General features: G+C 64.3%; 25 protein-coding genes and 2 pseudogenes. 14 read left to right on the top strand and 13 right to left on the bottom strand.

Features of this window, described 5'->3' with window-relative positions:
* Positions 1 to 179 precede the first annotated feature (179 nt).
* Positions 180 to 1,667, top strand: coding sequence for an amino acid permease (locus tag CH293_RS15405; RefSeq protein WP_094720711.1), 1,488 nt, complete (start codon positions 180 to 182; stop codon positions 1,665 to 1,667).
* Between the two features lie 44 nt (positions 1,668 to 1,711).
* On the opposite strand, the gene CH293_RS15400 is transcribed toward CH293_RS15405, so the two are convergent.
* On the bottom strand, positions 1,712 to 2,608 hold the full coding sequence (locus tag CH293_RS15400) for a serine/threonine-protein kinase (protein ID WP_094720710.1): 897 nt from the start codon (positions 2,606 to 2,608) through the stop codon (positions 1,712 to 1,714).
* Positions 2,605 to 3,462, bottom strand: a complete 858-nt coding sequence (locus tag CH293_RS15395; RefSeq protein ID WP_094720709.1) for a DMT family transporter — start codon at positions 3,460 to 3,462, stop codon at positions 2,605 to 2,607. The genes CH293_RS15400 and CH293_RS15395 overlap by 4 nt, the downstream gene beginning before the upstream one ends.
* A 231-nt stretch (positions 3,463 to 3,693) precedes the next feature.
* On the opposite strand from CH293_RS15395, the gene CH293_RS15390 reads away from it, so the two are divergent.
* The 3 genes and pseudogenes from CH293_RS15390 to CH293_RS15380 all read left to right on the top strand — a co-directional run bounded on the left by CH293_RS15390 (position 3,694) and on the right by CH293_RS15380 (position 6,121).
* Entirely contained in the window at positions 3,694 to 5,547 is a 1,854-nt protein-coding gene (locus CH293_RS15390; protein ID WP_094720708.1) for a BCCT family transporter, read from the top strand.
* 95 nt (positions 5,548 to 5,642) lie between these two features.
* Positions 5,643 to 5,765, top strand: a pseudogene (locus tag CH293_RS28590) (malonic semialdehyde reductase); the annotation flags it as partial.
* A complete protein-coding gene (locus CH293_RS15380; RefSeq protein ID WP_255122872.1) occupies positions 5,711 to 6,121 on the top strand; it encodes a DoxX family protein in 411 nt (136 codons plus the stop codon). The pseudogene CH293_RS28590 and the gene CH293_RS15380, both read left to right, overlap by 55 nt.
* Here CH293_RS15380 and CH293_RS15375 read toward each other — a convergent pair.
* The 5 genes from CH293_RS15375 to CH293_RS15355 form a co-directional block, all read right to left on the bottom strand.
* Positions 6,107 to 6,700 carry a DJ-1/PfpI family protein gene (locus CH293_RS15375; RefSeq protein WP_094720707.1) on the bottom strand — a complete coding sequence of 198 codons (594 nt, stop codon included), beginning with the start codon at positions 6,698 to 6,700 and terminating at the stop codon, positions 6,107 to 6,109. The two genes, CH293_RS15380 and CH293_RS15375, sit on opposite strands and share 15 nt — an antisense overlap.
* Before the next feature lie 33 nt (positions 6,701 to 6,733).
* Complete coding sequence (locus CH293_RS15370) at positions 6,734 to 7,408, bottom strand: GPP34 family phosphoprotein (protein ID WP_094720706.1); 675 nt, start codon at positions 7,406 to 7,408, stop codon at positions 6,734 to 6,736.
* Positions 7,409 to 7,507: 99 nt separating this feature from the next.
* The gene (locus CH293_RS15365) at positions 7,508 to 7,858 is read right to left on the bottom strand and encodes a UBP-type zinc finger domain-containing protein (protein WP_037113984.1); all 351 of its coding nucleotides are present in this window, start codon (positions 7,856 to 7,858) and stop codon (positions 7,508 to 7,510) included.
* The gene (locus tag CH293_RS15360) at positions 7,855 to 9,333 is read right to left on the bottom strand and encodes an ATP-binding protein (protein ID WP_094720705.1); all 1,479 of its coding nucleotides are present in this window, start codon (positions 9,331 to 9,333) and stop codon (positions 7,855 to 7,857) included. Before CH293_RS15360 ends, CH293_RS15365 begins: the two co-directional genes overlap by 4 nt.
* On the bottom strand, positions 9,330 to 10,985 hold the full coding sequence (locus CH293_RS15355; protein ID WP_094720704.1) for an FAD-dependent oxidoreductase: 1,656 nt from the start codon (positions 10,983 to 10,985) through the stop codon (positions 9,330 to 9,332). Before CH293_RS15355 ends, CH293_RS15360 begins: the two co-directional genes overlap by 4 nt.
* 418 nt (positions 10,986 to 11,403) lie before the next feature.
* Here CH293_RS15355 and CH293_RS15350 point away from each other — a divergent pair, with 418 nt between their 5' ends.
* On the top strand, positions 11,404 to 12,195 hold the full coding sequence (locus tag CH293_RS15350) for a DUF1206 domain-containing protein (RefSeq protein ID WP_094720703.1): 792 nt from the start codon (positions 11,404 to 11,406) through the stop codon (positions 12,193 to 12,195).
* Positions 12,196 to 12,200: 5 nt separating this feature from the next.
* Here CH293_RS15350 and CH293_RS15345 read toward each other — a convergent pair whose 3' ends face one another.
* Positions 12,201 to 13,142, bottom strand: coding sequence for a YafY family protein (locus tag CH293_RS15345; protein ID WP_094720702.1), 942 nt, complete (start codon positions 13,140 to 13,142; stop codon positions 12,201 to 12,203).
* Positions 13,143 to 13,228: 86 nt separating this feature from the next.
* Here CH293_RS15345 and CH293_RS15340 point away from each other — a divergent pair.
* From CH293_RS15340 to CH293_RS15315, 6 genes and pseudogenes are all read left to right on the top strand, one after another.
* Positions 13,229 to 13,634 (top strand): annotated as a pseudogene (locus CH293_RS15340) (VOC family protein).
* Positions 13,635 to 13,753: 119 nt separating this feature from the next.
* Complete coding sequence (locus tag CH293_RS15335; RefSeq protein ID WP_094720701.1) at positions 13,754 to 14,212, top strand: SRPBCC family protein; 459 nt, start codon at positions 13,754 to 13,756, stop codon at positions 14,210 to 14,212.
* Between the two features lie 67 nt (positions 14,213 to 14,279).
* Complete coding sequence (locus CH293_RS15330; RefSeq protein ID WP_037113967.1) at positions 14,280 to 14,552, top strand: GlsB/YeaQ/YmgE family stress response membrane protein; 273 nt, start codon at positions 14,280 to 14,282, stop codon at positions 14,550 to 14,552.
* 103 nt (positions 14,553 to 14,655) lie between these two features.
* Entirely contained in the window at positions 14,656 to 15,372 is a 717-nt protein-coding gene (locus CH293_RS15325) for a phosphatidylserine decarboxylase (RefSeq protein WP_176460021.1), read from the top strand.
* A gap of 6 nt (positions 15,373 to 15,378) precedes the next feature.
* A complete protein-coding gene (gene pssA, locus CH293_RS15320; RefSeq protein ID WP_037113963.1) occupies positions 15,379 to 16,239 on the top strand; it encodes a CDP-diacylglycerol--serine O-phosphatidyltransferase in 861 nt (286 codons plus the stop codon).
* 13 nt (positions 16,240 to 16,252) lie between these two features.
* Positions 16,253 to 18,421 (top strand): AAA family ATPase, encoded by a 2,169-nt coding sequence (locus CH293_RS15315; protein ID WP_094720700.1) that lies wholly within the window; start codon positions 16,253 to 16,255, stop codon positions 18,419 to 18,421.
* On the opposite strand, the gene CH293_RS15310 is transcribed toward CH293_RS15315, so the two are convergent.
* From CH293_RS15310 to CH293_RS15290, 5 genes are all read right to left on the bottom strand, one after another.
* Positions 18,418 to 19,170, bottom strand: a complete 753-nt coding sequence (locus CH293_RS15310) for an isocitrate lyase/phosphoenolpyruvate mutase family protein (RefSeq protein ID WP_094720699.1) — start codon at positions 19,168 to 19,170, stop codon at positions 18,418 to 18,420. The genes CH293_RS15315 and CH293_RS15310 overlap by 4 nt on opposite strands.
* 61 nt (positions 19,171 to 19,231) lie before the next feature.
* Positions 19,232 to 19,627, bottom strand: a complete 396-nt coding sequence (locus CH293_RS15305) for an NUDIX domain-containing protein (protein WP_176460020.1) — start codon at positions 19,625 to 19,627, stop codon at positions 19,232 to 19,234.
* A complete protein-coding gene (locus CH293_RS15300; RefSeq protein ID WP_094720698.1) occupies positions 19,624 to 20,052 on the bottom strand; it encodes a VOC family protein in 429 nt (142 codons plus the stop codon). The genes CH293_RS15305 and CH293_RS15300 overlap by 4 nt, the downstream gene beginning before the upstream one ends.
* A 5-nt stretch (positions 20,053 to 20,057) precedes the next feature.
* Positions 20,058 to 20,534: an SRPBCC family protein gene (locus tag CH293_RS15295; protein WP_037113955.1), complete on the bottom strand. Its 477-nt coding sequence runs from the start codon at positions 20,532 to 20,534 to the stop codon at positions 20,058 to 20,060.
* A 142-nt stretch (positions 20,535 to 20,676) separates the two neighbouring features.
* Positions 20,677 to 21,006, bottom strand: coding sequence for a helix-turn-helix transcriptional regulator (locus tag CH293_RS15290; RefSeq protein ID WP_094720697.1), 330 nt, complete (start codon positions 21,004 to 21,006; stop codon positions 20,677 to 20,679).
* A gap of 255 nt (positions 21,007 to 21,261) precedes the next feature.
* On the opposite strand from CH293_RS15290, the gene CH293_RS15285 reads away from it, so the two are divergent.
* Genes CH293_RS15285 through CH293_RS15275 form a run of 3 tightly spaced genes read left to right on the top strand, consistent with a single transcriptional unit; the run spans position 21,262 to position 26,371 of the window.
* Complete coding sequence (locus CH293_RS15285; RefSeq protein ID WP_170945247.1) at positions 21,262 to 24,105, top strand: Na+/H+ antiporter subunit A; 2,844 nt, start codon at positions 21,262 to 21,264, stop codon at positions 24,103 to 24,105.
* Positions 24,102 to 24,734, top strand: a complete 633-nt coding sequence (locus CH293_RS15280; RefSeq protein ID WP_094720696.1) for a Na(+)/H(+) antiporter subunit C — start codon at positions 24,102 to 24,104, stop codon at positions 24,732 to 24,734. The genes CH293_RS15285 and CH293_RS15280 overlap by 4 nt, the downstream gene beginning before the upstream one ends.
* Positions 24,731 to 26,371, top strand: coding sequence for a Na+/H+ antiporter subunit D (locus CH293_RS15275; RefSeq protein WP_037110821.1), 1,641 nt, complete (start codon positions 24,731 to 24,733; stop codon positions 26,369 to 26,371). The genes CH293_RS15280 and CH293_RS15275 overlap by 4 nt, the downstream gene beginning before the upstream one ends.
* The last annotated feature ends 2 nt before the right edge of the window (positions 26,372 to 26,373 follow it).

Here is a 26,373-nt window from a genome sequence, read left to right as displayed (position 1 = left end):
ACGGCTGGGCTCGAGCAGATGCTCACGCTTTCACGCACTGTTTACATGCAGGCGCGTTGTTTACATTCCACGCCTTTCGGCTCGATGCAATACGGAAATAACGTTCGGGGACAGCAACATTCACCACTAGTCATTTCGGACAAAACACCCATACACGCATCGACAGCAAGGATCGTCACATGTCCGATTCGGTCGACACGAAGTACGACAACTCCGCCATGGACCACGAGGAAGAGGGCTACCACAAGGGCCTCAAACCTCGTCAGCTCCAGATGATCGCCATCGGTGGCGCCATCGGCACCGGCCTGTTCCTCGGCGCAGGTGGGCGACTCGCCAGCGCAGGCCCCGGCCTGTTCCTCGCCTACGCCCTGTGCGGCATCTTCGTCTTCTTCATTCTCCGCGCCCTCGGCGAACTGGTCCTGCACCGCCCGTCGTCGGGATCGTTCGTCTCGTACGCCCGTGAATTCTTCGGCGAGAAAGCCGCATTCGTCGCAGGCTGGATGTACTTCCTCAACTGGGCGATGACGGCCATCGTCGACGTGACGGCCGTCGCCACCTACATGCACTATTGGGGATCGTTCGAGGTAATCCCGCAGTGGGTCATTGCACTCATCGCACTCGTGCTGGTCATGAGCCTCAACCTGGTCTCGGTCAAGTGGTTCGGCGAGATGGAGTTCTGGGCGGCGATGATCAAGGTCGTCGCGCTCGTGACGTTCCTGATCGTCGGCATCGTCTTCCTCGCCGGACGCATCCCCGTCGGCAGTGAGATGCCCGGCATCAGCCTCATCACCGACAACGGCGGGCTGTTCCCGTCGGGTGCGTGGCCGCTGGTCATCGTCATCTCCGGCGTCGTGTTCGCGTACGCCGCCGTCGAACTGGTCGGCACCGCCGCCGGTGAGACCGAGAACCCGGCGAAGATCATGCCGCGCGCGATCAACTCGGTGATCGCGCGTATCGCGCTGTTCTACGTCGGCTCACTCGTCCTGCTGGCGCTGCTGCTCCCGTACACGGCGTACACAGCAGGAACATCACCTTTCGTGACGTTCTTCTCGAGCATCGGCCTCGGCGGCGCAGGCACCATCATGAACATCGTCGTGCTCACCGCTGCTCTGTCCTCGTTGAACGCCGGCCTCTACTCGACGGGTCGCATCCTTCGTTCGATGGCCATGAACGGCAGCGCCCCGGAATTCACCAAGAAGATGACCAAGGGCGGCGTTCCGTTCGGCGGCATTCTGCTGACGTGCTTCATCACGCTGTTCGGCGTCGCGCTCAACGCCATCGCACCGGGTGAGGCGTTCGAGATCGTGCTCAACATGTCCGCCCTCGGCATCATCGCGAGTTGGGCGACGATCGTGCTGTGCCAGATCCAGCTCTACCGCTGGTCCAAGAAGGGCATCCTCGAGCGTCCGAAGTTCCGTCTCTTCGGCGCTCCGTACACCAGTTACGCGACGCTGGTGTTCCTGTTCGGCGTGCTGGTTCTGATGGCCTTCGACGCGCCGATCGGGTCGTGGACGATCGCCACCCTCGTCGTCATCATCCCGGCACTGATCGGCGGTTGGTTCCTGGTGCGGACGAAGGTCCTCGCCGTCGCCGAGGAACGTCTCGGCTACACCGGGCAGTACCCCGTCGTCGCCAACAGACCACTCGACGACGACCCAGACAACTGACGACCCAGACAACTGACGGGCCGGACAACTGACGGGCCGGACAACTAGAACCTCCGACGCCACCCCGCCCCGAAGGGCGACTTTCGGGGCGGGGGCTCCGGAGCGGGGGCAGCAAGGGCGGCGGCGACGGCATCACTGAGCTCCTTGCACGTCGCGAAACGATCTTCCGGCTTCTTGGCCAACGCGGTTGCGACGACGCCGTCGAGCCCCTTCCGCAGGTCTCGTCGGCGCGCGGTCACCGACGGAGGCGACGCGTTCAGCTGGGCGTCCGTGATCGCGAGCGGCGTCGCGAGAGGATACGGGGGCTTGCCGGTGAGCAATTCCACGAGCGTTGCACCCAACGCGTAGATGTCGGTGCGGGCGGACAGACGCTCACCGCGCAGCAGTTCCGGCGCGGCGTACTGGATGGACGCGAAGACCGATCCGCCTCGCGCAACCGGCCCGGCGTCGAGGAACCGCGCGATCCCCCAGTCCGACACCATCACCTGCTCGAAACCGCCGCTGGGTTCGGTACTGATCAGGATGTTCGACGGTTTCACGTCGCGGTGCAGTACGCCCTGACCGTGGGCGTAGTCCAGGCCCTTCGCCACTTCGCTGACGATGCGGGCAGCACGGTCGACGTCCAGGGCGATCTGGCCGCGTGCGACGAGCCTCGCCGCGCTGTATCCCTCGACGTAGTGCATCGTCATCCAGAGCCGGCCGCCGAACTCGCCGTGAGCGTGCACGGACACGATGTTCGGGTGATGGAGCCGCGCCGCGATCTCCGCCTCCATGACGAACTTCGCCCGGAGATGCTCGTCACCCGACGCGTCGGCATCGAGAATCTTGAGCGTCTCACGGCCGTCGACGAGGTACACCTCGCTCATCCCACCCACCCCGAGCAGCCGTTCGACCGTGTATCCGGCGAACGTCTGTCCCGGCGACAAGCGGCCGCGGGTCACGGCGAGTTCACTGCGGGCGCTTCGTCGCGTGCCGACGATCGGGCGAGTGCAACCGTGGCGGCGACCATCGCGACGAGAGCGACCACGAGGACCGCACCGCCTCCTCTGCCCGTGGCGAGGTACTCCCCGAGGACCACGAACCCGAGCGCGGACGCCACCACCGGTTCCATCACTGTGGTGGCGGGAAGCGATGCCTGCAGAGCGCCGGCTTGAAAAGCGGACTGCTGCAGGGTGATCGCCGCGACCGCCACGGCTATCAGCGCGTACAACTCGACGGAGGTCAACAGAGGAACGACTCCGCGGCTCACGAGGTGGACCACGCCTTTGGTCAGCACGGCGGCGACGCCGAACAGTGCACCCCCGGAGATGCCGAGCAGCAACGCTTTTCGAGGACCGCTCGCCTTACGCGACGCAAGGACGCACAGTGCGACGAACGGTAGTCCGATCAGGCAGACGACGATCCAGTGCCGAGCCTCGGCCCTCTCCACTCCGGGCTTCGGGTCCCCGACCACGACGAGAATCGCCACCGAGGCGGTCAGAGCCGCGGCCCACATCCACTCGGCGGCGGAGATCGTCCGATGCGCAAACCGTGCGCCGAGCGGAAGCGCGAACAGCAACGACAGCACCAGCAGAGGCTGGACCAGCAGCAGCGATCCCATCCCGAGCGCGGCCGCCTGGAGCGCGTAGCCGAGGATCCCGACGACGGTCCCCACCCACCAGATCGGCTGCTTGACCAGCGACCCGATGGGCCCCAGCGCACCGTTGGACTCCACCGGAACCTGCGCTGCCGTGCGCTGCCGAACCACTGTCCCGACTGCGATGCACAGCGCTGCACCGAGTGCGAGGACCACCACCGTCGTTGTTTGCGGCACGACGAAACATTAATGGCAGATCGCCACGTCAGCGAGTTCTCGGTCGAACGCCGAATTCGCTCGAGTCGAACAGGTCGGTTATCGTGTTTACCGGCACTTGACCGAATACATGAAAAAGCACGAGAACCGATGTGGTCGGCCCGGCGCGGTTGCCACCTCAGCATCGTCCGCCGTCCACGTATCGCATACGAAAACGTGAGGACGACAGCGGCAGTGAACTCAGAAAAACGACCCAACGTGGTTGCCGAGGCTTGGAAAGGGCTGAAAAAGCCCGTTTTCATCCCCGCATCCATCATCATCTTCGCGATGATCGCGTTCTCGGTCATCTTCGCCGGCACCGCAGAGGGCGCGTTCGAAACTCTCAACACGGCGATCACGGACGGTGTCGGATGGTGGTACATCTTGTCCGCGACCGGATTCGTCTTGTTCGCCGTCTATTGCGGTATCAGCCGCGTCGGAAACATCCGGCTGGGTCGTGACGACGAGAAACCCGAGTTCGGCGTCCTCTCCTGGTTCGCGATGCTGTTCAGTGCCGGCATGGGTATCGGCCTCGTGTTCTACGGAGTCGCCGAACCCCTGTCTCACTACGTGGTTCCACCGGAGGCAGGCGGTATCACTGGATCGACCGACGCCGCGGCGAATCAGGCGATGGAATTGACACTGTTCCACTGGGGATTACACGCATGGGCGATCTACGTCGTCGTCGGGCTCGGCCTGGCGTACATGACGTACCGAAAGGGACGGCCGCTGTCGATTCGTTGGCTCCTCGAGCCATTGCTCGGCCGTACACGCATCGAAGGGCCGATCGGCCACGCCATCGACACGATCGCCATCGTCGGCACGCTGTTCGGTGTCGCCACCTCACTCGGATTCGGTGTGCAACAGATCTCGGCCGGTCTCGATTACCTGGGCTGGGTCGAGACCAACAATTGGCTGATCGTTGTTCTCATCGTCTGCGTCACAGGTCTCGCGACTTTCTCGGTCGTGTCAGGTGTGTCCAAGGGTCTGAAGTGGCTGTCCAACATCAACATGGTTCTCGCTGCCAGTCTTGCAGTGTTCGTGTTGCTTCTCGGTCCGACACTGTTCCTGATGCAGTCGTGGGTGCAGAACCTGGGTGGTTACGTACAGGCCCTCCCCGAGCTGATGCTGCGTACGTCTCCCTTCGCCGACGACGGCTGGGCAGGCGCGTGGACTATCTTCTACTGGGGTTGGTGGATGAGCTGGGCGCCCTTCGTCGGCATGTTCATCGCGCGCATCTCGCGTGGACGCACCATCCGTGAGTTCGTCTTCGGCGTTCTGCTGGCCCCGACGATCATCGGTTCGCTGTGGTTCACCATCTTCGGTGACGCGGGCATTCTCCGTCAGCGCGACGAAGGCGACATGCTGGTCGACGGAGCGGTCGACACCAACACCAGCCTCTTCCAGCTTCTCGGCGGTCTGCCGCTCGGCATCATCACCAGCGTGCTGGCGATTCTCGTCATCGTCTTCTTCTTCGTCACGTCCTCGGACTCGGGATCGCTCGTCATCGACATTCTGTCCACAGGTGGCGACCTGGACACACCGAAGATCACCCGCATGTACTGGTCGATTCTCGAAGGAATCGTCGCAGCAGTCTTGCTGTTGATCGGCGGAGCGGGGTCGTTGACCGCGCTCCAGACGATGTCCATCGCGACGGCGGTGCCGTTCTCGGTAGTCCTCGTTCTGGCTTGCGTCTCGCTGCTCAAGGCGTTTCGCTACGACGTGGCCACGACACCACGGTATGTGCGGGTCACCGCAACGCCCACGAATGCTGAGGGGAGCGAAGCGCCGAAGCGCCGACGCGGAGCGGGTATCTCCTCGACCTTCTCCGGTCTTGCACCGTCGCAAGTCGGCCTGACAACACCCACCGACGGCGCAGTCGTCCTCGCCGTGCACGAAGTGTCGACGGAATCGCTCGAGGTCGATCCCGATACCGGCGCAGTGGAGTACTCGGCGGACAGCGGTCCCGTCGACCCGCTCGGAGGCGAAGTGTTCGACACTCCCGAATTCGCCGATTCCCACGAGGGACAGACGCAGTCGAATTCCTGAGCGAGAAGTAGAAAAAGGGGCCCGGTTCGACCGGGCCCCTTTTTCGTGTCTTCCGGCGGCGACAGGTTGTCGTGGACCCGGACAGTGAGCGCGCCGACTATTTCCCAGACGGCGGGTGGAAGGCCATACTGGTCGTCGACATCGGACACCCCGGTGAAAACCCATGGTTCGATCGCCTGTCGCGATCGGATCCCGCCGACACACTCGATTGGGCCTGACCACCATGTTCGCTGCAACCGTTGTCGTTTCGATCTTTCTTGCCGTGTCACTGACCTTCTCCGCAGTCGGCAAGTTGACCATGAATCCGTCCGTCATCCCCATCATGGAGAAGGTCGGCGTTCCGGCGGACAAGATTCCTGTCCTCGCTTACCTCGAAATCGCCGGCGGCGTCGGCCTGATCGTCGGACTCTTCTGGTGGCCCATCGGAGCGGCCGCAGCCGTCGGCGTCATCCTGTACTTCGTCGGGGCCGTGATCTCGCACCTTCGGGTCAAGGACACCGCAGGCATCGGACCGTCGGCCTTCCTGACGGTCGTCGCTGTCGCAGCACTGGTCCTGCGTTTACTGACCGTCTGACCATTCGTACTGCATCTGCCGAGCGGTGCTCGTTGCGACGTCCGGACTCACCAGTCGCGAGACCAGGTGCAGCGCCAGGTCCAATCCTGCACTGATGCCCGCGGACGTCGCGATGTCGCCGTGATCGAGATACCGGACACCCTCGCGGACATCGAGACTCGGCCACCGCCGCCGGAGGTCGTCGACGTCTTCCCAGTGCGTCGTCACCGGACGTGCATCCAGCACCCCGGCGTCGGCCAGCAGAAACGCACCGGTGCACACCGACGCGGTCACTTCCGTTGTGCCGAACTGCGTGTGGATCCACGCCGCAGCGGCCGCAGGTACCTCGTCGACGACACCACCCGGCACGAGCACCACGTCGTAACGCCTGGTGTCGTCGATCGTGGTGTCCACCGCGATGCGCATGCCACCGCGGGCATGCACCGGACCGTCGTCGACTCCGACGAGCACCACGTCGAACGCACGCAATCCCCCGTCCCGCGTGGTGATTCGGTTCGCCACCGAGAAGACTTCGAACGGCCCGCATGCGTCGAGTACCTCGACGTCGTCGAACATCAGAATGGCGAGAGATCGCGTCATCGCACGATCATCGCAGGACCCGCTGCCCAGTGCTCAGCTACCGGACGCAGCGATGGCGGGGACGACGATCGCCACCGCCAGCGCGGCGTTCACATCCTGCACTGCCTTCCGGACGGCCTCGCCCGCCCAGTCGCCCTCGGCGATGTCCTTCGCTCGACGTTTCGCCGCTCTCTTGTCGGCGGCAGGCAACACCTTGTGGACGGCGTCGATCGCGGACAACATCGACACCACGGCCGATATCTCCGGCAACGGCGTCGTCCCGTCGACGATCGCGCTGTGAATCCACTGGGTGAGCCATGCTGTGCGGGTGGTGTCGCGCGCAGGCCAGGACGTCGTCGGGAACAGGCCGAGGACTCTGTCCTCGTGCTGCGTGACCGCACCCTGATGTACCAGGCGGACCCCGATCTCCTGCTTCAAGTTCCTGTGCAGCTTCTCGATGACCTTCTGCGGTTTCGGCGGGTTCTTCTCGGTTCCGATGAACGCGTGGACCCGCGCGAGAAGCGGATCCTGCGGAGGCGGCCCCGACACCACGAGCCTGCCGTCCTTGACCGCCTCCCCCTTCGCGGTGATGCGTACGGCGCCGTTCATGGCCAGCTCGAGCACCAATGCACCCGCCAGCACACGCGGAAATTTCGTACTGTCGACGATCGGCTTACCCGTCACGTCGCCGACCAGAACCAGAAACAGATCCTCCGCGATCAGAGTCATGCACCGAGCGTACCCACCACGTACGGATACGACAGCTCGACGCTCTCGAGCTACGCGACTGCGTCCGTCACCGTCGGCACGGTCTTGTTCTCGCTCATGTCAGTTGAGGTAGTTCTGCCAGCCCGACGGCACGCGGTCTGCGGGCCCCGGCGTCGACTGGTCGAGCGGATGATGCTGCGGCGGAGCCAGTTCGGGCCCGTCGTACATCTGCTCGTCGGCGTAGCTGTAGTACCAGGTTTCACCCGGCTCGAAGCTCCTGATGAACTGATGGCCGGTGCTTTCAGCGTGCTTGCTCGCGTGCTGCGACGGTGACGAATCGCAGCATCCGATGTGCCCACACTGCGCACACCGGCGAAGGTGGAACCACCATCCTTCGGTGGCCGAACACTCGAGACACCCCGGTCCCGACGGCTCGGCGGTGACATCGATTCCAGGAATCGGCTCGGTCATGACTCCCCTTCTGTCGTTTCGGTTGTGGGCTCTGCTTCCGTTGCGGGCTCGACAGGAAGCCTGACGACGAAACGTGTGTTGCCCGGCTCGGACTCGACGCGCAGATCACCGTGATGTTTCTTGACGACGATGCGCCACGAGATGTCGAGTCCGAGGCCGGTTCCCTCACCGACGGGTTTGGTGGTGAAGAAAGGCTCGAAGATTCGAGAGCGGATGTCCTCCGGCACTCCAGGCCCGGTGTCGCCGATTTCGACCAACACGTGATCGTGGTCGAGTCTCGTTGCCACGGTCAGTGTTCCGACTCCGTTCATCGCCTGCACGGCGTTGTCGACGAGGTTGGTCCACACCTGATTCAGTTCCGCTGCGTAGGCGGGGATCGGAGGCACTGCCGGGTCGTATTCCTTGACCACGGAGATATCGTCGCCGATCTTCCGTGCGAGCATCACCAGAGTGCTGTCGAGCAGTTCGCGTAAGTCGATCGTCTGGTAAGGCGCTCGGTCCATCTGCGAATACTGTTTGGCCGCACCGACGAGCGTCGACACGCGGGTCGTCGAATCGGCGATCTCGTTCATCAGCAATTCGGTCTCGACGGTGTAGTTGAGCCAGCGGATGGCACCTTCGAGCGTCTTGGACTCGTCGACGGTGGCCGCGACCTTGTCCAACCACGCGATGTCGAGTCCGGCTTGTACGAACGTCGGAGCCAGGTCCCACCCGCCCGCGATGCCGTGATCGTCCAACCAGTCCCCCAGTTCGTCCTCCGCATCCGACGCCTCCAGCGGCGACAGCTTGGGAGCCTTCGCGACCAGTTCGACGGCTTCCTCCTGCAACCCGACCAGCGACGTCAGCGACGCCGGGTCGAGCGAACCGTTTGCCATCATCTTCAGCTTCTGACGCATGTGGGCAACACGATCCCGCAGCGCATCCGTCGCCCGAACCGCTGCCGCGGCCGGGTTGTTCAGCTCGTGCGTCAAGCCGGCGGACAACGACCCGAGGGCCAAGAGACGCTCACGCTGGTCGACGATCTGCTTGGTGTTGAGGGCACCGACGAACAAGCCCTCGAGCAGATGCAACGCCATCGGGAACCACTCCTCGACGATCTCCGCGAAGCACTCCGCGTCGAGCACGAAGAACCGTGACGTCTCGGTCGTACGCATCGAACTCGGATAGGTCTGCGGCACCCGATCACGTAGATACGCCTGCCACGCTCCCGCGTACACACCTCGTTGAGACGTCCGGCTGATCACCATCTCCTCGCCACCGGAGTTCTTCGTCAGTACCAACGAACCGTCCATCAGCACGTAGAAACACGTCGCCGGCTCACCTTCGCTGAACACCGGACCCGGCTCGATGATCTCGATGTGCCCCTCGCGGCACAGCTTCTCCACCTGCTCGTCCGACAACTTCTCGAACAGGAACAGCGTCTTCAGCTCTTCCGGGCTACAGCGCAGCGACCCGGGACCGCTCTGCAGGCTCATGGGTTCGCCAGGTATCTGTGCACCAGCATCACGGCCATCGCTCCCTCTCCCACAGCCGACGCGACGCGTTTCGCCGAGTCGGATCGCACGTCACCGGCCGCGAACACGCCGGGAACACTGGTCTCGAGATGGTGCGGCAACCTGTCGCGATCCCATCCCGTCGGGCCATTGCCGTCGACCACCAGATCGGGTCCCGTGACGACGAAGCCGTGCTCGTCGCGCACCACGACACCGTCGAGCCACTCCGTCCGAGGAGCCGCACCGATGAACAGGAACAGGTACTGCCCGGGAACCGTCTCGTCGGTGCCGGTCGCACGGTTGTGCAGGGTGATGGACTCCAGGTGATCGTCGCCGCCGACGCCCACGACCTCGGTGCACGTCCGCACCGTGATCCGCGGATGATCCTCGATCTGCTTGATCAGGTAGTACGACATCGATGCTTCGAGCGACTGCGCACGGATCAGAATCGTCACCGACTTCGCTCCGCGGGCCAGGTACACCGCTGCCTGACCGGCCGAGTTGGCGCCGCCGACGATGTAGACGTCCTGCTCCGCGCAGCGCGCGGCCTCCGTCATCGCCGATCCGTAGAACACTCCGCGGCCGGTGAACTTCTCGATGCCCGGCGTCGCCAACTGCCGGTACGCCACCCCCGTCGACAGAATCACGGTCTGAGCGTCGATGCTCCGACCGTCCGCGAACCGGATCGTCCTGGCCGAACCGTTGGCCTCGAGACCGACGACGTCCTGCGTCGTCACCACCTCAGCGCCGAACTTCAACGCTTGCCGGCGCGCACGCTCGGCCAACTGAGCGCCGGACACACCGTCGGGGAATCCCAGGTAGTTCTCGATGCGGGAACTCTGGCCTGCCTGCCCACCCGTCGCGGTGCGCTCGATGAGTGTCGTGCGCAGTCCTTCCGACGCGCCGTACAACGCCGCACCGAGACCCGCCGGGCCACCACCGATGACAACCAGATCGTAGAACTCACCGGACGGTGTCGTCGTCAGACCGAGATGGCTGCCGAGTTCCGAATCGGACGGCGCACACAATGCTGTGCCATCCGCGGTCACGATCACCGGGCACACCGTGTCGTCGACACCCGCCGACGTCAGTAGCCGCACTCCCTCGGGATCGTCGGCCATGTACCAGCGATACGGCAGCTGATTACGGGCCAGGAATTCGCGGACCTCCGACGACCGCGCGGACCAACGGTGACCGATGACCCGGGTTTCCTCCACCGGCCGATGATCACTCGACGCCCACGCCTCCAGCTGCGCGTCGAGCACCGGGTAGAGCTTCTCCTCCGGCGGATCCCACGGCTTGAGGAGGTAGTAGTCGAGGTCGATGACGTTGATGGCGTCGATGGCCGCGTCGGTGTCGGCGTACGCGGTCAGCAGGACTCGACGAGCCGACGGATACAGGTCCATCGCCTGCTCGAGAAATTCCATGCCGTTCATCTGCGGCATTCGATAGTCGGCCAGCAGGATCGCGACAGGCCGGCCGCGCAGTTTCAGTTCCTTCAGCGCATCGAGAGCCTGAGCACCGGACTCGGCGCGGATGATGCGGTAGTTCTCGCCGTAGTGGCGACGAAGATCGCGTGCGACGGATCGGGATACACCCGGATCGTCGTCGACGCTGAGAATTGCAGGCTTCATGACCCTCCCGGTCGGGCAGCTACTCGAGGACAAGTATGCCGCGCCGGGCGTCACCGCGCCTTGGTGCCAGCAGGGGGTGTCAGACCTGCCCGCGCCGAATGAGGTCGATTTCCTGGGCGGTCAACAAGCGCTCGAGCTTTTCGCTCGGCCACTTCCTTGGACTTCCGCTCATCCGCGCCGATTCGAGCAGCGGCACGCCCGAGCCTGGACGACGCAAGATCGAATGAAGGTTCACGATCGATCACTCCGAACAAAATTCGTTTTGGCCTGATTCCTCGTTCGTTGCATCGCCCAGTGTTCGCCTCTCGTTACCGTTCGCGGGTGAGGCGCGCTGAAGAAGTTTCGACGTAGGTGCGTTTCGTCGGGTTCACAGCCGGGTAAAGAGGTGGATTACCAATCGACAAGTCGGGGGCACGAAATGAGCGCAACAGGCGCCGCGGAAACGGTCCAGAACAACACGTGGTTCGAACGAGCAGCCCGAGCCGGCCACTTCGTCAGCGGGCTGCTGCACATCCTCATCGGCTACATCGCCATTCGACTCGCCTTCGGACAGGGCGGCAACGCCGACCAATCCGGTGCCCTCGCCGAGCTGGGCAGCAAACCCGGAGGCGCCATCGCCTTGTGGATTGCCGTCGTCGCATTCCTCGCACTCGCACTGTGGCGAGTCATGGAAGCGATCGTCGGAAAGAAGTCGGACCAGGACGAGGGCAGCGCGATGGACCGGCTCAAGGCCGGCGCACTCGCCGTCGTCTATCTTGCATTCGCCTGGTCGACATTCGGCTTCGCCAGAGGATCCGGCGAATCGAGCGGCCAGCAGAACGCAGGCATGACCGCACGGTTGATGGAGAACGGATTCGGCAAGGTCGTGCTGATCGTCGTCGGACTCGTCGTGATCGGCGTCGGCGGCTACCACGTCTACAAAGGCGTATCGAAGAACTTCCTCGACGACCTCGAGGGCAACCAGAGCAAAGGCGTCGAATACCTCGGCATCGCCGGTTACGCAGCCAAGGGTGCCGCGTTGATCGGCGCAGGCGCGCTGGTCGTCGTCGCGGTGTTCACCTCCGACCCCAGCAAGGCCACCGGCATCGACGGAGCCGTCAAGACGCTCGGTGAACAACCGTTCGGCCAGGTGCTGCTCGTCCTCGCCGGTGTCGGCATCGCGCTCTACGGCCTGTACGCCTTCGTCCTCGCTCGTCACGCACGCATGTAAGACAGTTACCCGTAGAGGGACGTGAGCTCGGATCCGATTCGAGCGAGCTCGGCTCGCACCGAATCGGATTCGACGACCTCGAGCTCGGCACCCCAGCCCGCGACATGCTGCGCGATCATCACCGGCGCGGGCGCGGACACCGTCGCCCTCAGCCGTCCGTCGACGACGTGCTGCACCACGCAGTGCTTGCCGAACTGCGCCTGCAGCACCGACAGCAACTTCTCCGGGATCTCGACGACGGCCGACGTCGCGCGCTGCCGGTCTTCCACCGTCTCGACGACGGACGCCCACGCGTCGGCGAGATCGAAATCCGCCGGACGCGAGAACACCGAGTCGGTGAGCGCGACCTCGGACATCCGGTCGAGGCGAAACGTGCGCAGGCCGTGAGCCGTCGAGGCGATCAGATACCAGTGCCCGTTCTTGTCCACCAGCCCGAGTGGACCGACCTCGCGGTGCCCGGGCCCGGTGTGACCGAACGTCTTGTAACCGAACGTCACGTTCACTCGCCGAACCACCGCGCGCTGCAGCAGTCCGACATGCTCCGAGCCTGCGGACAACTCCTGCCCCCACCTGGCGGGATCGATCGTCGTCGCATCGGCCGCGGCTTGCGCGTCGACCCGGAAGGGTTCGGGTAACGCCTTCACCAGCTTGCGCACCGCGGCCTTGGCGTCCGGCGACAACGCGGCGCCCGGACCGACCAACGTGAACAAAGCCTGCGCTTCCGTGGAACTGAGTCCGGTCAAGTCCGTTCGCGCGCCACCGATCAGTTGCCATCCGCCGTTGCGACCCGGTTGTGGGTAGACGGGGATTCCGGCGGACGACAGCGATTCCAGGTCCCGGCGCGCAGTCGAGGCCGACACCTCCAGTTCCTCGGCGACCTCGGCTGCGGTGATCCGCCCGCGGGTCTGCATCAGAAGAAGTGTTGCAACCAGCCGGTCTGCGCGCATGCCCGAAGTATCCCTTCCAAAGTGCTCAGAAGATGAGCACTTTGTCGTGGATAGTCGTTTCCACACCACCGCAAAAGGAGAACGCAATGCTCAGAGGACTCAGCAACATCAGCTTCTATGCAGACGACGTCGCCGCAGCCGGCGACTGGTACACCGACATTCTCGGAATCGCTCCGTACTTTCGCCGCGACAACCCGGACGGAACACCGGGATACATCGAGTTCCGAGTAGGCGACTTCCAGCACGAGCTGGGCATCGTCGACCGCACGTACGCGATCCCGGGAACGTCGAGGTCCGAATCCATCACCTTCTGGCACGTCGACGACCTCGCCGGATCACTCGAGAAGCTTCTCGCCGCAGGCGCAACACTGCACGACGAGATCCGAGCCCGCGGCGAAGGCTTCAACACTGCATCCGTGGTCGATCCCTTCGGCAACGTCCTCGGCATCATGAACAACCCCCCACTACCTGGAGATGCTCGGGCGGACGTGATGTTCCACGTGCTCGGTTACTGTCGGGGATTCCCGCCCGAACGAGCGGAAGTGCTACGCCACGCACGGCCGGTCGGCTAGGTTTGTCTGTAACCGACAGTTGCATCTACGGAGGAACACGTGAGCAAGACCCTCGAAGCCAGCATCGACGTCGACGCCAGTCCCGAGCAGGTGTGGAAGGTCGTCTCGGATCTGAAGCGCATGGGTGAGTGGAGTCCCCAGTGCAAGAAGATGAAGGTCTTCGGTGGCGATGTTCGCAAGGGCACGACGACGCTGAACATCAACCGGAAGGGCCTGCTGATCTGGCCGACCACGGCAAAGGTCGTCGAATTCGAGCCGAACAAGGCCATCGCGTTCCGCATCGTGGAGAACAAGACGATCTGGTCCTACACCCTCACCCCCTCGGAAACGGGAACCACGGTCGTGGAGAAGCGCGAGGCACCGACGGGCACGAGCGCCGTATCGGGCTTCCTCGTCAAGAACGTCCTCGGGGGCATCGAACAGTTCGACGTGGAACTCGTCGACGGAATGAACAAGACCCTGCAGCGCATCAAGTCGGAAAGCGAACGCACGCGGTAAATGTTTGACGAGTGAAGTTTCTGGGCAGCCCCAGTTGTCAAACGGCAACAAACAAAAGGGGCATGACATGACACCCGCACTCGGTTTCATCGGTTGGATCGTCATCGGCGGCTTGGCCGGATGGATCGGTAGCAAGATCATGAAGACGGACGCATCGATGGGCATCATCTTGAACATCGTCGTCGGCATCATCGGAGGTTTCCTCGGAGGCTGGTTGCTCAGCGTCTTCGGAGTCGATGTCGAGGGCGGCGGCCTCATCTTCAGCTTCCTCACCTGCCTGTTGGGCGCAGTGATCCTGCTGTTCATCGTCAAGGCTGTGACGGGTCGCTCGAGGGCCTGACGGTCACTGCTCGTTCCCGGCTGCCGGGGCTTCTCACGTACTGTGTGAAGCCCCGGCAGTGTCCGTTTCAGGCACTGCCCCCAGAGATGTTCTAAGGAGCGAAGTGGCCCGCCGTCCAGCCCCGATCGGTCAACCACCCAGCAGTGGCATAGCGCATGTCGCCGAGCTGGTGAAAAACACCGTTCCGCCGCTGCATCCAGCAGGCCTTCCCTTCGTCGCCGGGCCGCTGGCGGTCGCTGCGCTCGGCCGTCGGAACAAGTGGATCCGCCGCGCCGGTCTGACTGCAGCAGGCGCGTGCGCCACGTTCTTCCGCCACCCGAGCCGCGTTCCACCGAACCGCCAGGGCGTCGTCGTCGCACCTGCGGACGGGCTGATCACGCTCGTCGACACCGCGGTACCGCCCGCCGAGCTCGATCTCGGAACCGAGGCCGTTCCCCGCGTCAGCATCTTTCTCTCGGTCCTGGACGTACACGTGCAACGCGTGCCCGTCGCAGGTGAGGTCGTGGAGGTCGTGCACCGCAAGGGCCAGTTCAAGTCCGCGGATCTGGCCGAGGCCAGCGAGGTCAACGAACGCAACAGCATGCACATCCGCACCCCGTCGGGACACGACCTCGGGATTGTCCAGATCGCCGGGTTGATCGCTCGACGCATCGTCAACAACGCAAAGGTCGGCGATACCTTGACCATCGGCGACACCTACGGCCTCATCCGATTCGGCTCCCGGGTGGACACGTACTTTCCGTCCGGTTCGACACTGCTGGTCGAGCCGGGTCAGCGGGCAGTCGGAGCCGAGACGGTGCTCGGCGAGCTTCCCCGATAGCCGGCGATGATCACCAGACGCGCCCGCCCGACCGCAGCCGTCCGATTGCTGCCGTCCGTCGTCACCATTCTGGCATTGTGCGCCGGTTTGTCCGCGGTCAAGTTCGCCCTGGACGGCGAGTTGGGAACCTCGCTCGCGATGATCGGCGCGGCCGCGATTCTCGACGCACTCGACGGCCGAATCGCCCGATTGCTCGACGCCACCAGCCGCATCGGTGCCGAACTCGATTCCCTCGCCGACGCCATCTCCTTCGGCGTGGCACCGGCTCTCGTGCTGTACGTGACGCTACTGGAGGGCTCGAGCAGCGGATGGATCATCGCGTTGGTGTACGCGGTAGCGATGGTGCTGCGTCTGGCACGGTTCAACACACTTCTCGACGAGGACGACTCTCCCGGTTACGCGAGTGAATTCTTCACCGGCGTTCCTGCGCCCGCCGGTGCGCTGATCGTGCTGGCCCCGATCGCGGCGTTCCAGGAATGGGGTGACGGCTGGTGGTCGTCCTTCTACGTCGTCGTCGGCTGGACTGTGTTCACCGCAGGCCTCGCCGTCAGTCGCATCCCGACTCTCGCTCTCAAAACGGTCTCGGTACCGCCGCGGATGGCGGCGGCGCTTCTGATTCTGGTAGCGCTGGCCGCTGCCGCGTTGATCACGTATCCGCTGGTTCTGCTGATGGTTCTCGTCGCGATGTACCTGGCGCACATTCCGTTCGCCGTTCGGTCGCAGCGCTGGGTCGCCGCGCGCCCGTACACCTGGGACGCCAAGCCTGCAGAGCGTAGAGCGGAGCGCCGGGCCATCCGCCGGGCTCCGGGCAACAACCGTAGGTCCGCAGCCAGGCTCGGTCTCCGTCGCCCGAAGAGCCCCCGATGAGCGAGAATTCACTATGACTGCACCGGAGTTGGTGCTGACCGCTCGGCTCAACACGTCGGCTGCGGATGCGCGCCGAGGAGTCGTACGACTTCACCCGGAGGTGTTGGCGGCCCTGGGGATTCGCGAATGGGACGCCGTTGCACTGATCGGCGCGCGCCGGACCTCGGCTGTCGCGGGCACGGCACCCGACGGCACCCCGCAGGGCACAGCACTGCTCGACGACGTCACGTTGTCCAACGCGGGGATCAAGGAGGACGGCTCCATCGCCGTCGCGCCCGTCACCGTCTACGGGGCCAGGACGGTGACGCTGTCCGGTTCGACGCTGGCCGTCGGATCCATTCCCGACGCCACGCTGCGTAAGGCGCTTCTCGGCAAGGTGCTGACGGCGGGCGACACCGTCTCGCTGCTGCCACGGGATCTCGGTCCCGGTACCAGTACGAGTGCTGCGACGCAGGCGTTGTCACGTTCGTTCGGGGTTGCGTGGACCAGCGAGCTGTTGACGGTCTCGGCCACCGATCCGAGCGGTGGGCCGGTCAGCGTGCAACCCAACTCGGCGGTGAGCTGGGGCAACGGAGTGCGGACACCCATGACGGACCGCAACCGACAACCACCCGCCGCAGCCGACCCCGCGCCGGTCGAGGTCAAGGAGCTGGTCGGGGTGGCGGCCCAGCAGTCCAAGTTGACCGAGTGGCTTCGGTTGGCACTCGACGAGTCGGAGTTGCTTGCCACGTTGGGTGCGTCGCCGCATCTCGGAGTCCTGATCACCGGTCCGGCGGGAGTCGGAAAGTCGACGCTCGCTCGTGCGGTTCTCGCCGGGCGGCCGGTCGTCGAACTGGACGGTCCGTCGATCGGTGCGCTCGACGCTTCCGAGCGGGTCGACGCCGTCGCGTCCGCGTTCGAGCGGTTGGGCGCCGGCGGAGTCCTGCTCGTCACCGACATCGACGCCCTGCTACCCGCGGCCGCTGAACCGGCGTCGACTCTGGTGCTCGAGAAATTGAAACGGGGTGTCGACACGCCCGGAATTGCGCTGGTGGCCACCACCGCGCACCCCGAGGGCACCGACGGACGCCTTCGGTCACAGGACCTGTGCGATCGAGAACTGACGCTCTCGCTACCCGACGGCGCAGGCCGAACTGCATTACTGGAACATCTGGTGCGGGCGTCGCCTACCGAGGGTCTGATCCTCGGCGACATCGCTCTGCGTACACCAGGATTCGTTGTCGCAGATCTAGCCGCTCTGGTGCGCGAGGCGGCTCTGCGCGCGGCATCGCGAGCCAGCGCCGACAAGTCGGATCCGAAGATCCTGCAGAGCGATCTGCTCGGCGCCCTCGACGTCATCCGTCCGCTGTCCCGCTCGGGTTCCGAGGAATTGGCGATCGGCAGCATCACGCTCGACGATGTCGGCGACATGGTGGAAACCAAACAGGCCCTCACCGAGGCCGTCCTGTGGCCCCTTCGACATCCGGACTCGTTCTCGCGGTTGGGAATCGAGCCTCCGCGCGGAGTTCTTCTCTACGGGCCACCAGGATGCGGGAAGACATTCCTGGTTCGCGCTCTCGCCAGTTCCGGCCAGCTGAGCGTGCACGCCGTCAAAGGTGCCGAGCTGATGGACAAGTGGGTCGGTTCCTCGGAAAAGGCCGTGCGAGAGCTGTTTCAGCGCGCCCGAGACTCAGCGCCGTCGTTGATCTTCCTCGACGAGGTCGACGCGCTCGCACCCAGGCGCGGACAATCGTCGGACTCCGGCGTCGGAGATCGCGTCGTCGCAGCGTTGCTCACCGAACTCGACGGCGTCGAACCTCTGCGTGATGTCGTCGTACTCGGCGCAACCAACCGACCGGACCTGATCGACCCGGCACTTCTTCGTCCGGGCCGACTGGAACGTCTCGTGTTCGTGCCACCTCCGGATGCCGACGCACGCAAGGACATCTTGCGTGCAACAGGCAAAGCCGTCCCTCTCGCCGACGACGTCGATCTCGATGCTCTCGCCGAAGATCTGGACGGATACTCGGCGGCGGACTGCGCGGCACTCCTGCGCGAGGCCGCTCTGACGGCCATGCGCCGGTCGATGGATGCAGCCGACGTCACCGCAGCAGACGTGGCGACCGCACGCGCGACGGTGCGCCCCTCGCTCGATCCCGAGCAAGTGGCGCACCTCGAGGCCTACGGCTCTCGCACTCACTAGCTCCAGCGCGCCAGGATCTTGCTCGCCTCTCCGGCCAGGGCACCCTGGAACAGCGGGCCGAAGCTGATGCGGCCGACACCGAGTGAGGCGAAGTGCTTCAGGTCGCCGTCCGCGGGGTTGGCGATGGCGTTGATGGGCAGAGGAAGCTCCTCGGCCAGACGCTTGTAGTCCGCGTCGTTGTGGAAGCCGACGGGGTAGAGCGAGTCTGCACCGGCCTCGGCAGCGAGCTTCAGCCGAGCGATCGCACGGTCGACGCGGTCGCTCTCGTCACCGATCTGCTTGACGAACAGGTCGGTCCGGGCGTTGAGAACGACGTGAACGTCGGTCGCGTCGGAGGCTGCACGCAGGGCGCCCACGAAATCGGCGTGCTCCTGCGCTTCACGCAGACGTCCGCCTTCGCTGTGCACGGTGTCCTCCACGTTGAGGCCGACGGCGCCCGCGGAGACGAGGCCGTCGATGAGGCGCTTGGGGTCCTCGCCGTATCCGGACTCGACGTCGACGGACAACGGAACGTCGACAGCGGAGGTGATCTGGGAGATGCGCGTGAGCAGCTCGTCGAAGGTGATGCCCTCGTTGTCGGGCTTGCCGATGGAGTCGGACACCGGGTGACTTCCGACGGTGAGTGCCGTGAATCCAGCCGAGACCGCGAGGTTGGCCGACCATGCGTCCCATACCGTCGGCAGCACGACGGGATTTCCGGGCTGGTGGAGTTCGAGGAGGGTTGTTGCCTTCTGGGACAAGCTCGTCATTGAGACTCCTAATGCGTCGAGGCGGGAGAACGTGCGTTCTCCTACCGACAACGTAACAGCATCAGTCGATCAAATCGAGCGCTTGCATCCGGTCGAACACCATGAGCGACCCAGGAGCGACATCCCGCATCGACGCGTACTCGTCGCGAGTGAAGAAGCGAATTTCGGCAATCTCGCTGGTCGGCGTCGGTTCCGACGCCAATCCCGCGATGAAGCAATGGATCTCGAGCTCGGTTCCCGCGGGATGCCCCCACGCCTCGCACTCGAACACATCCAGCAACCGGGCGTCGACCACCGCCGCGTCGAGCTCCTCGCGAATCTCACGGTGCAGCGCCTCGAGAGGCGTCTCTCCCGGATCGATCTTGCCTCCCGCCATGTAGAACGCCGACTTCCCCACCGAACGAGCCTGAATCATTCGTCGATCCCGCACGAGCGCCAGCCCAGCAGTCCTGATCACTGGTTCCGCGGGATCGGCGGGATCAGCGGGATCAGCGGCTTGTCCGCCCGCACCTTCAACTGCTGCACCGCCCAGGTGTTGCCGTCGGGATCGGCGAACCCGAAGAAGGTGCCCCCGTCCCTGTCGTCGAACACAGTGATCTCGCCTGCCTCGACGCCGCGGGACAGCAACTCCTCACGGGCGGCATGCGCGTCGGACACGACGAGTTGCAACCCCTTCAACGAACCGGGTTCCATCTCACGCTGCGACGCCAGCGACCCGACGACGATCGAGCATCCCGACCCCCGCGGCGTCAGCTGCGCAATGTGCATGTGCTCGTTGCGGGTGTCGTGGTCGAGATCGAATCCGACCTTGTCCCGGTAGAACTCGATCGACCGATCGAGATCCGACACCGGTACGACGACCACTTCCAAAGTCCAATCCACGACGGTCAGCTCCTTCCGAGGATCGCGTCGAGACGCTCGTACCCCTCGGAGACGCCTCTCTCCATTCCGCTCTGTGCCATTCCGTCGCGCGATTCGACGGACGGATAGGCCGACTCGATCTCGAGCCGAGTGCGACCGTCACCGAGGTCGACGAAGGTCAACGCCTCCAGGCTGACGACGTCGGGAAAATCCTCGTACTCGAACGTCTGAATGGCGAACTCGTTCTCCCGCACGACATGGAAGACGCCACGGAACGCAAATGTCGCTCCCTCGGGATTGGTGTGCACGTATCGGTAACTACCCCCGGTCACGAACTCGTAGCGCTCGATCGCCATGTCGTATCCGTTGGGCCCGAGCCACTGCTCGACCAGCTCGGGTTCCTTGTGCGCCCGGAACACAGCGTCGACGGGAGCGTCGAATTCCCGGGCGATGGTGATGAACGGCAGGCCGTCGGGGACGGTGATGGCAACTGGATTCGTCATGAGTTCTCCTTCTCGAAGTGTTCTTTCGACTCACTGCCAAGCAGCTTGTGTTGGATTCGTTCCGCAGGCTCCACTCACTCCTGCCTGGATTCATTCCGCAGGCTCCACTCACTCCTGCCTGGATTCATTCCGCAGGCTCCACTCACTCTGCGAGCAGCTGGTCGAGCTTTCGGAACTGCTGTTCGTGGACGATGCGGTACCTGTCGATCCATGCGGTGAGCTGTTCGAGCCGGTCGGGGTTCAGATGGACCGGCCGACGCTGTGCGTCTCGGGTCCGCGTCACCAGACCCGCATTCTCGAGGACCTGGATGTGCCTGGACACCGCTTGCTTGCTGATCTCGAACGGCTCGGCAAGGTCGTTGACCGTCTGCGGACCGCGACTGAGACGGGCGACGAGTGCCCGACGGACCGGGTCGGCGAGGGCCATGAAGGCATCGTCGAGTCGATCGTCGTCGGCGGGTCGAGCGCCCATTGTCAACCACTTCCTTTATCAACCGGTCTGTTGATTACAGTAGGACGCGAACGCCTCCGAGTCAACGAAAAGGTGCAAACAGTACCGAATGGCAGCGCGTCGACCACGCAAAGTAGGATGGAGTGAACTTATACTCGCCGGCCGAGCACACGGCTCGCGAGCATATTTTCCGTTTGTTCGCCTACTCGACGCCGCCCCACGACCACCGCGTGATCCGCGCCAGGATGACGCGACCCGAGACGACGGAGTACGTTTTTGCTCGCTATTTTGCTCGCGCACACGGTTGCGGCCGTGTTCGCGCCCTTGTTGGTCCGCTGGTGGGGCCGTAACGCATTCTTTCCGCTTGCACTGGTGCCACTCGTCAGCCTGGTATGGGTGTTCGCCAATTGGAACACCGAACAGTCTCTGAACATCGAGTGGGTCCCCGGCCTGTCGATGGACCTGGACATGCGGTTCGATTCACTGGCCGCAATCATGTCGCTGCTCGTGCTCGGTATCGGTGCGCTGATCCTCGTCTACTGCGCCCGCTACTTCGAGGACGACGAACCACGACTCGGCATCTTCGCCGCCGAAATGGTCGCGTTCGCCGGTGCGATGTTCGGGCTCATCACTGCCGACAACATGCTGGTGCTCTACATCTTCTGGGAAATCACGACCGTCCTGTCGTTCCTGCTCGTCGGGCACTACGCCGAGCGCGCGTCCTCGAGACGCGCCGCCACCCAGGCTCTGTTGGTCACCACCGCGGGCGGCCTCGCGATGCTCGTCGGAATCATCGTCCTCGGTCAGGTGGCGGGCAGTTACAACCTGTCCGACGTGGTCGCCGACGCCCCGTCGGGGTGGCTTGCCGGCGTTGCGATCGTGCTGATCCTGATCGGTGCGCTGTCGAAGTCCGCGATCGTGCCGCTGCACTTCTGGCTTCCGGGCGCGATGGCCGCACCGACACCCGTCAGTGGGTATCTGCACGCGGCGGCGATGGTGAAGGCGGGCATCTACCTCGTCGCGCGCCTCGCCCCGGGCTTCGCCGATTCCGGCCCCTGGCGTGCGACGGTCATCACCCTCGGTCTGTTGTCGATGATTCTGGCGGGGTGGCGTGCACTGCGCGCGTTCGACCTCAAGCTGATCCTCGCGTTCGGCACGGTCAGTCAGCTCGGCTTCCTGATGGTCCTGGTGGGCATCGGCTCCGAGAAGGCGATGCTTGCCGGTCTGACCATGGTCATCGCCCACGCGATGTTCAAGGCCGCACTGTTCATGGTGGTCGGCATCATCGACCACACGACGCACACGCGCGACATCCGCAAGCTCGCACACCTGGGCAAGAAGGCACCGCTGTTGGGTGCCATCGCCGCACTCGCCGCGGCGAGCATGGCGGGCCTGCCCCCGTTCCTCGGGTTCGTCGGCAAGGAGACTGCACTGTCGGCGGTCATCGACACCCCGACGCTCAATCCTGCCGTGGCCTGGATCGTCGTGGCGGGCATGGTCGTCGGGTCCATTCTGACCGTCACCTACAGCATCAGGTTCGTGTGGGGAGCGTTCGGGCGCAAGCAACTCAAGCGACCGAGCCCCGCGGTGAAGAACATGCACGAGCCGACGGCGCTGTTCCTCGCAGCACCGGCGTTCCTCGCACTTCTGGGTGCGGCCGCAGGCATCTTCTCGCCCGTCGTCGACGCCATCGTCAGCCCGTACGCGAGCACCGTCGATTCCTACGGCCAGGCGCCCTACCACCTGGCACTGTGGCACGGCGTCAACCTGCCACTCGGGTTGACGGTCGTCGTCGTCACCGGCGGTGTCGGTCTCTTCATCGCGCACCGCATGGTCAACCGCCTCAAGTTCGAGCATCCACCACTCGGAAACGCGGACCGGGTCTACGACGCGGTGCTCAAGTCGATGGACACCATCTCGCTCCGCCTGACCGGCACCACCCAGCGAGGATCGCTGCCGCTCACCCAGGGAACGATCCTGCTGACGCTGGTGCTGCTTCCGATGGCCGTACTGGCGTTCGGCCGCGAACCCGGACTGGACTTCGTCCTGTTCGACACACCACTTCAGGTCATCATCTCGCTCATCATGATCTCCGGAGCGCTCGGTGCGACGGTGATGCGTAACCGCCTGGCCAGCGTCATCCTCGTCGGGCTTACCGGCTACGGCTGCGGTGTGATCTTCGCTGTGCACGGCGCACCGGATCTGGCATTGACTCAGTTCCTGGTGGAAACGCTGACATTGGTGGTCTTCGTTCTCGTGCTGCGAAAGCTACCTGCCGAGGTCGACGACCGAGGCGCAGCCGGCTCGCGGTTGCCACGCGCAGCCCTCGCGATCGCCGTCGGCGCGACGGTCACAGTCCTCGGTGCATTCGCGATGAACGCGCGCAGTACCGCCCCCATCTCACTGCAGCTTCCGGACGCGGCGTACCTGTTGGGTGACGGCAAGAACATCGTCAACGTGCTCCTGGTGGACATTCGCGCGTGGGACACCCTCGGCGAGATCTCGGTGCTGCTCGTAGCAGCCACCGGCGTCGCATCGCTGGTCTTCCGCAACCGACGCTTCGGGAGCGCACCTCGCGTCTCGGATGCGCCTGCAACGGATTCCGACAGCCCGTCCGGCACCGACACGACGTGGTTGCTGGGCGGAGACCTGATCGACCCGCGGCATCGGTCGCTCATCCTCGAAGTCACGACTCGTCTGATCTTCCCGACGATCATGGTGCTGTCGGTGTACTTCTTCTTCTCCGGACACAACGCTCCGGGCGGTGGTTTCGCCGGCGGACTGACCGCGGGACTCGCGCTGGTGCTGAGGTACCTGGCAGGCGGTCGATACGAGCTCGGCGAAGCCGTTCCTATCGACGCGGGCAAGATCCTCGGTCTCGGCCTGATCCTCGCGTCGGGCACCGCGATCGCGTCGATGTTCCTCGGCGCCCCGGCGTTGTCGTCGGCGACGCTCGAGGTGACCCTGCCGATACTCGGTGACATCAAGTTGGTCACCGCGTTGTTCTTCGACCTCGGTGTCTACCTCATCGTGGTCGGTCTCGTACTCGACGTTCTCCGAAGTCTCGGCGCACGTCTCGACGCACAGGTGGAGATGCAGAGCCAGGTGAAGGCCCGATGACCGCGAACCTCGGCATGCTGATAGTCGTCGGCATCCTCGTCGCGACGGGGGTGTACCTACTCCTGGAACGCTCGATCACGAAGATGCTGCTCGGACTCCTGTTGTTCGGCAACGGAATCAACATTCTGCTGCTGACCGTCGGTGGACCGACGGGCAATCCCCCGATCGTCGGCCGAACGACGTCGATTCACGAGACCATGGCGGATCCGTTGGCGCAGGCCATGATTCTGACCGCCATCGTCATCACGATGGGTATCGCGGCGTTCGTGCTGGCACTCGCGTACCGCTCGTTCACGCTCAACACCAAGGACGACGTCGAGAACGACCCGGAGGACACCAAGGTCTCCAAGCGCCGGTCCATGGCCGACATGCCGGACCGCGACCGGTCCGACGACCCGGTCACCGGCGAGCCGAGTTTCAGTGGCGACGCCTTCGACAGCCAGGGCAACCCGATTCCCATCGAGGACCTCAAGAACATCGAGGACCTCGAGTGCTACGAGGACCTGCACGAAGGTGACTTCGACGACGACGACGAACCGGACTTGAAGGGCCTCGACGGCATAGACAGCGCAGTGAAGGACACATCCAAACCCAGCGCCAAGAAGCGCAAGAAGGGAGGCTCCGAATGAGCATCCCCGCAAGCACCATCAGCGCTCTCACGCCCCTACCCGTCCTGATCCCCCTGTTCGCTGCGGCGTTGACACTCGTCGCAGGCAGGAGGCCACGGGCACAGCGCCTCATCACGATGGTCGCTCTGACGTCGATCGTCGTCGTATCCGCATTCCTGCTGTACCTGGCCGACCGCGACGGAACGTTCGCACTACAGGTCGGCGGGTGGGACTCACCGATCGGTATCTCACTCGTCGTCGACCGTCTGTCCGCGCTGATGCTGCTGGTCAGCGCGATCGTGTTGCTGGCGGTCATGGTGTACTCGATCGGTCAGGGTATTCGCGACGGAAACGAGAACCAGCCCGTCTCGATTTTTCTTCCGACGTATCTGGCTCTGAGCGCGGGCGTGTGCAACGCGTTCCTCGCCGGCGACTTGTTCAATCTGTTCGTCGGATTCGAGGTTCTGCTCGCCGCGTCGTTCGTGCTGCTGACTCTGGGAGCAAGCGCGGACCGGGTGCGTGCAGGTGTCTCCTACGTCATGGTGTCGATGGTCTCGTCGCTGATCTTCCTGTTCGGTATCGCGCTGGTCTACGGTGCGACCGGCACGTTGAATCTGGCTCACATCGCCACGCGCCTCGACGACGTACCGTCGGGCACCAGGACGGCGATCTTCGCGGTTCTTCTCGTCGCATTCGGTATCAAGGCCGCCGTGTTCCCGCTGTCCACGTGGCTTCCGGACTCCTACCCCACCGCACCGGCCCCGGTCACCGCGGTGTTCGCCGGTTTGCTCACCAAGGTCGGTGTGTACGCGATCATCCGCGCGCACACGCTGCTGTTCCCCGACGGGGGCCTGGACAACGTACTGCTCGTGTGTGGTCTGCTCACGATGCTCGTCGGCATCTTCGGTTCCATCGCGCAGAGCGACATCAAACGACTGCTGTCGTTCACTCTCGTCAGCCACATCGGGTACATGGTGTTCGGTGTCGCTCTGTCCACGCAGTCCGGATTGTCGGGAGCGATCTACTACGTCGCGCACCACATCATCGTGCAAACGACGCTGTTCCTGGTCGTCGGTCTGATCGAGCGCCAGGCCGGGTCGTCCTCGCTGCGCCGTCTCGGTGGTCTCGCCGCGGCAAGCCCCGTACTGGCGATCATCTTCCTCGTACCTGCACTGAATCTCGGTGGAATTCCTCCGTTCTCGGGCTTCATCGGCAAGGTGGCTCTGTTGCAGGCCGGTAGCGCCGAGGGCAGTGTCCTCGCGTGGATCCTCGTCGCAGGTGGCACCATCACCAGCTTGCTGACGCTGTACGTGATGGCTCGCGTGTGGACGAAGGCGTTCTGGCGTGCTCGTGCCGATGCCCCCGAGGGTGACCTCGCGGACAACAGCCCGTCGGCTCTGCTGGACGATTCCAGTGACATCCAGCTCGCCGACCGCGAGGACGTGGGCCGGATGCCGGCCTTCATGCTCATTCCGACGGTCGGGCTCGTCGCCGTCGGGTTGGCGTTGACCGTCTTCGCCGGCCGCATCATCGACATCAGCGACCGTGCCGCCGCCGATCTTCGTGATCGGTCGGTCTACATCGACGCCGTGCGCGGTGCGGAGTTCCTCGGAGACAAATCCATGGACCAGGTCGCCGGAGAAGAGGCTGGACGATGAAA

It is taken from the genome of Rhodococcus sp. 14-2470-1b (assembly GCF_002259415.1).
Lineage (GTDB): Bacteria > Actinomycetota > Actinomycetes > Mycobacteriales > Mycobacteriaceae > Rhodococcoides.
This window is presented reverse-complemented; position numbering and strand designations above follow the sequence as displayed.

Bases quoted from the DNA above. Each gene is read 5' to 3' on its own strand.
- CH293_RS15290 (WP_094720697.1), bottom strand. From the start codon at position 21,006: ATGGGCGCTCGACCCGCCGACGACGATCGACTCGACGATGCCTTCATG.
- CH293_RS15375 (WP_094720707.1), bottom strand. From the start codon at position 6,700: ATGACGCGATCTCTCGCCATTCTGATGTTCGACGACGTCGAGGTACTC.
- CH293_RS15275 (WP_037110821.1), top strand. From the start codon at position 24,731: ATGAGCATCCCCGCAAGCACCATCAGCGCTCTCACGCCCCTACCCGTC.
- CH293_RS15360 (WP_094720705.1), bottom strand. From the start codon at position 9,333: ATGAGCCTGCAGAGCGGTCCCGGGTCGCTGCGCTGTAGCCCGGAAGAG.
- pssA (WP_037113963.1), top strand. From the start codon at position 15,379: ATGATCACCAGACGCGCCCGCCCGACCGCAGCCGTCCGATTGCTGCCG.
- CH293_RS15280 (WP_094720696.1), top strand. From the start codon at position 24,102: ATGACCGCGAACCTCGGCATGCTGATAGTCGTCGGCATCCTCGTCGCG.
- CH293_RS15315 (WP_094720700.1), top strand. From the start codon at position 16,253: ATGACTGCACCGGAGTTGGTGCTGACCGCTCGGCTCAACACGTCGGCT.
- CH293_RS15330 (WP_037113967.1), top strand. From the start codon at position 14,280: ATGACACCCGCACTCGGTTTCATCGGTTGGATCGTCATCGGCGGCTTG.
- CH293_RS15355 (WP_094720704.1), bottom strand. From the start codon at position 10,985: ATGAAGCCTGCAATTCTCAGCGTCGACGACGATCCGGGTGTATCCCGA.
- CH293_RS15295 (WP_037113955.1), bottom strand. From the start codon at position 20,534: ATGACGAATCCAGTTGCCATCACCGTCCCCGACGGCCTGCCGTTCATC.
- CH293_RS15365 (WP_037113984.1), bottom strand. From the start codon at position 7,858: ATGACCGAGCCGATTCCTGGAATCGATGTCACCGCCGAGCCGTCGGGA.
- CH293_RS15370 (WP_094720706.1), bottom strand. From the start codon at position 7,408: ATGACTCTGATCGCGGAGGATCTGTTTCTGGTTCTGGTCGGCGACGTG.
- CH293_RS15350 (WP_094720703.1), top strand. From the start codon at position 11,404: ATGAGCGCAACAGGCGCCGCGGAAACGGTCCAGAACAACACGTGGTTC.
- CH293_RS15310 (WP_094720699.1), bottom strand. From the start codon at position 19,170: ATGACGAGCTTGTCCCAGAAGGCAACAACCCTCCTCGAACTCCACCAG.
- CH293_RS15380 (WP_255122872.1), top strand. From the start codon at position 5,711: ATGGTTCGATCGCCTGTCGCGATCGGATCCCGCCGACACACTCGATTG.
- CH293_RS15405 (WP_094720711.1), top strand. From the start codon at position 180: ATGTCCGATTCGGTCGACACGAAGTACGACAACTCCGCCATGGACCAC.
- CH293_RS15345 (WP_094720702.1), bottom strand. From the start codon at position 13,142: ATGCGCGCAGACCGGCTGGTTGCAACACTTCTTCTGATGCAGACCCGC.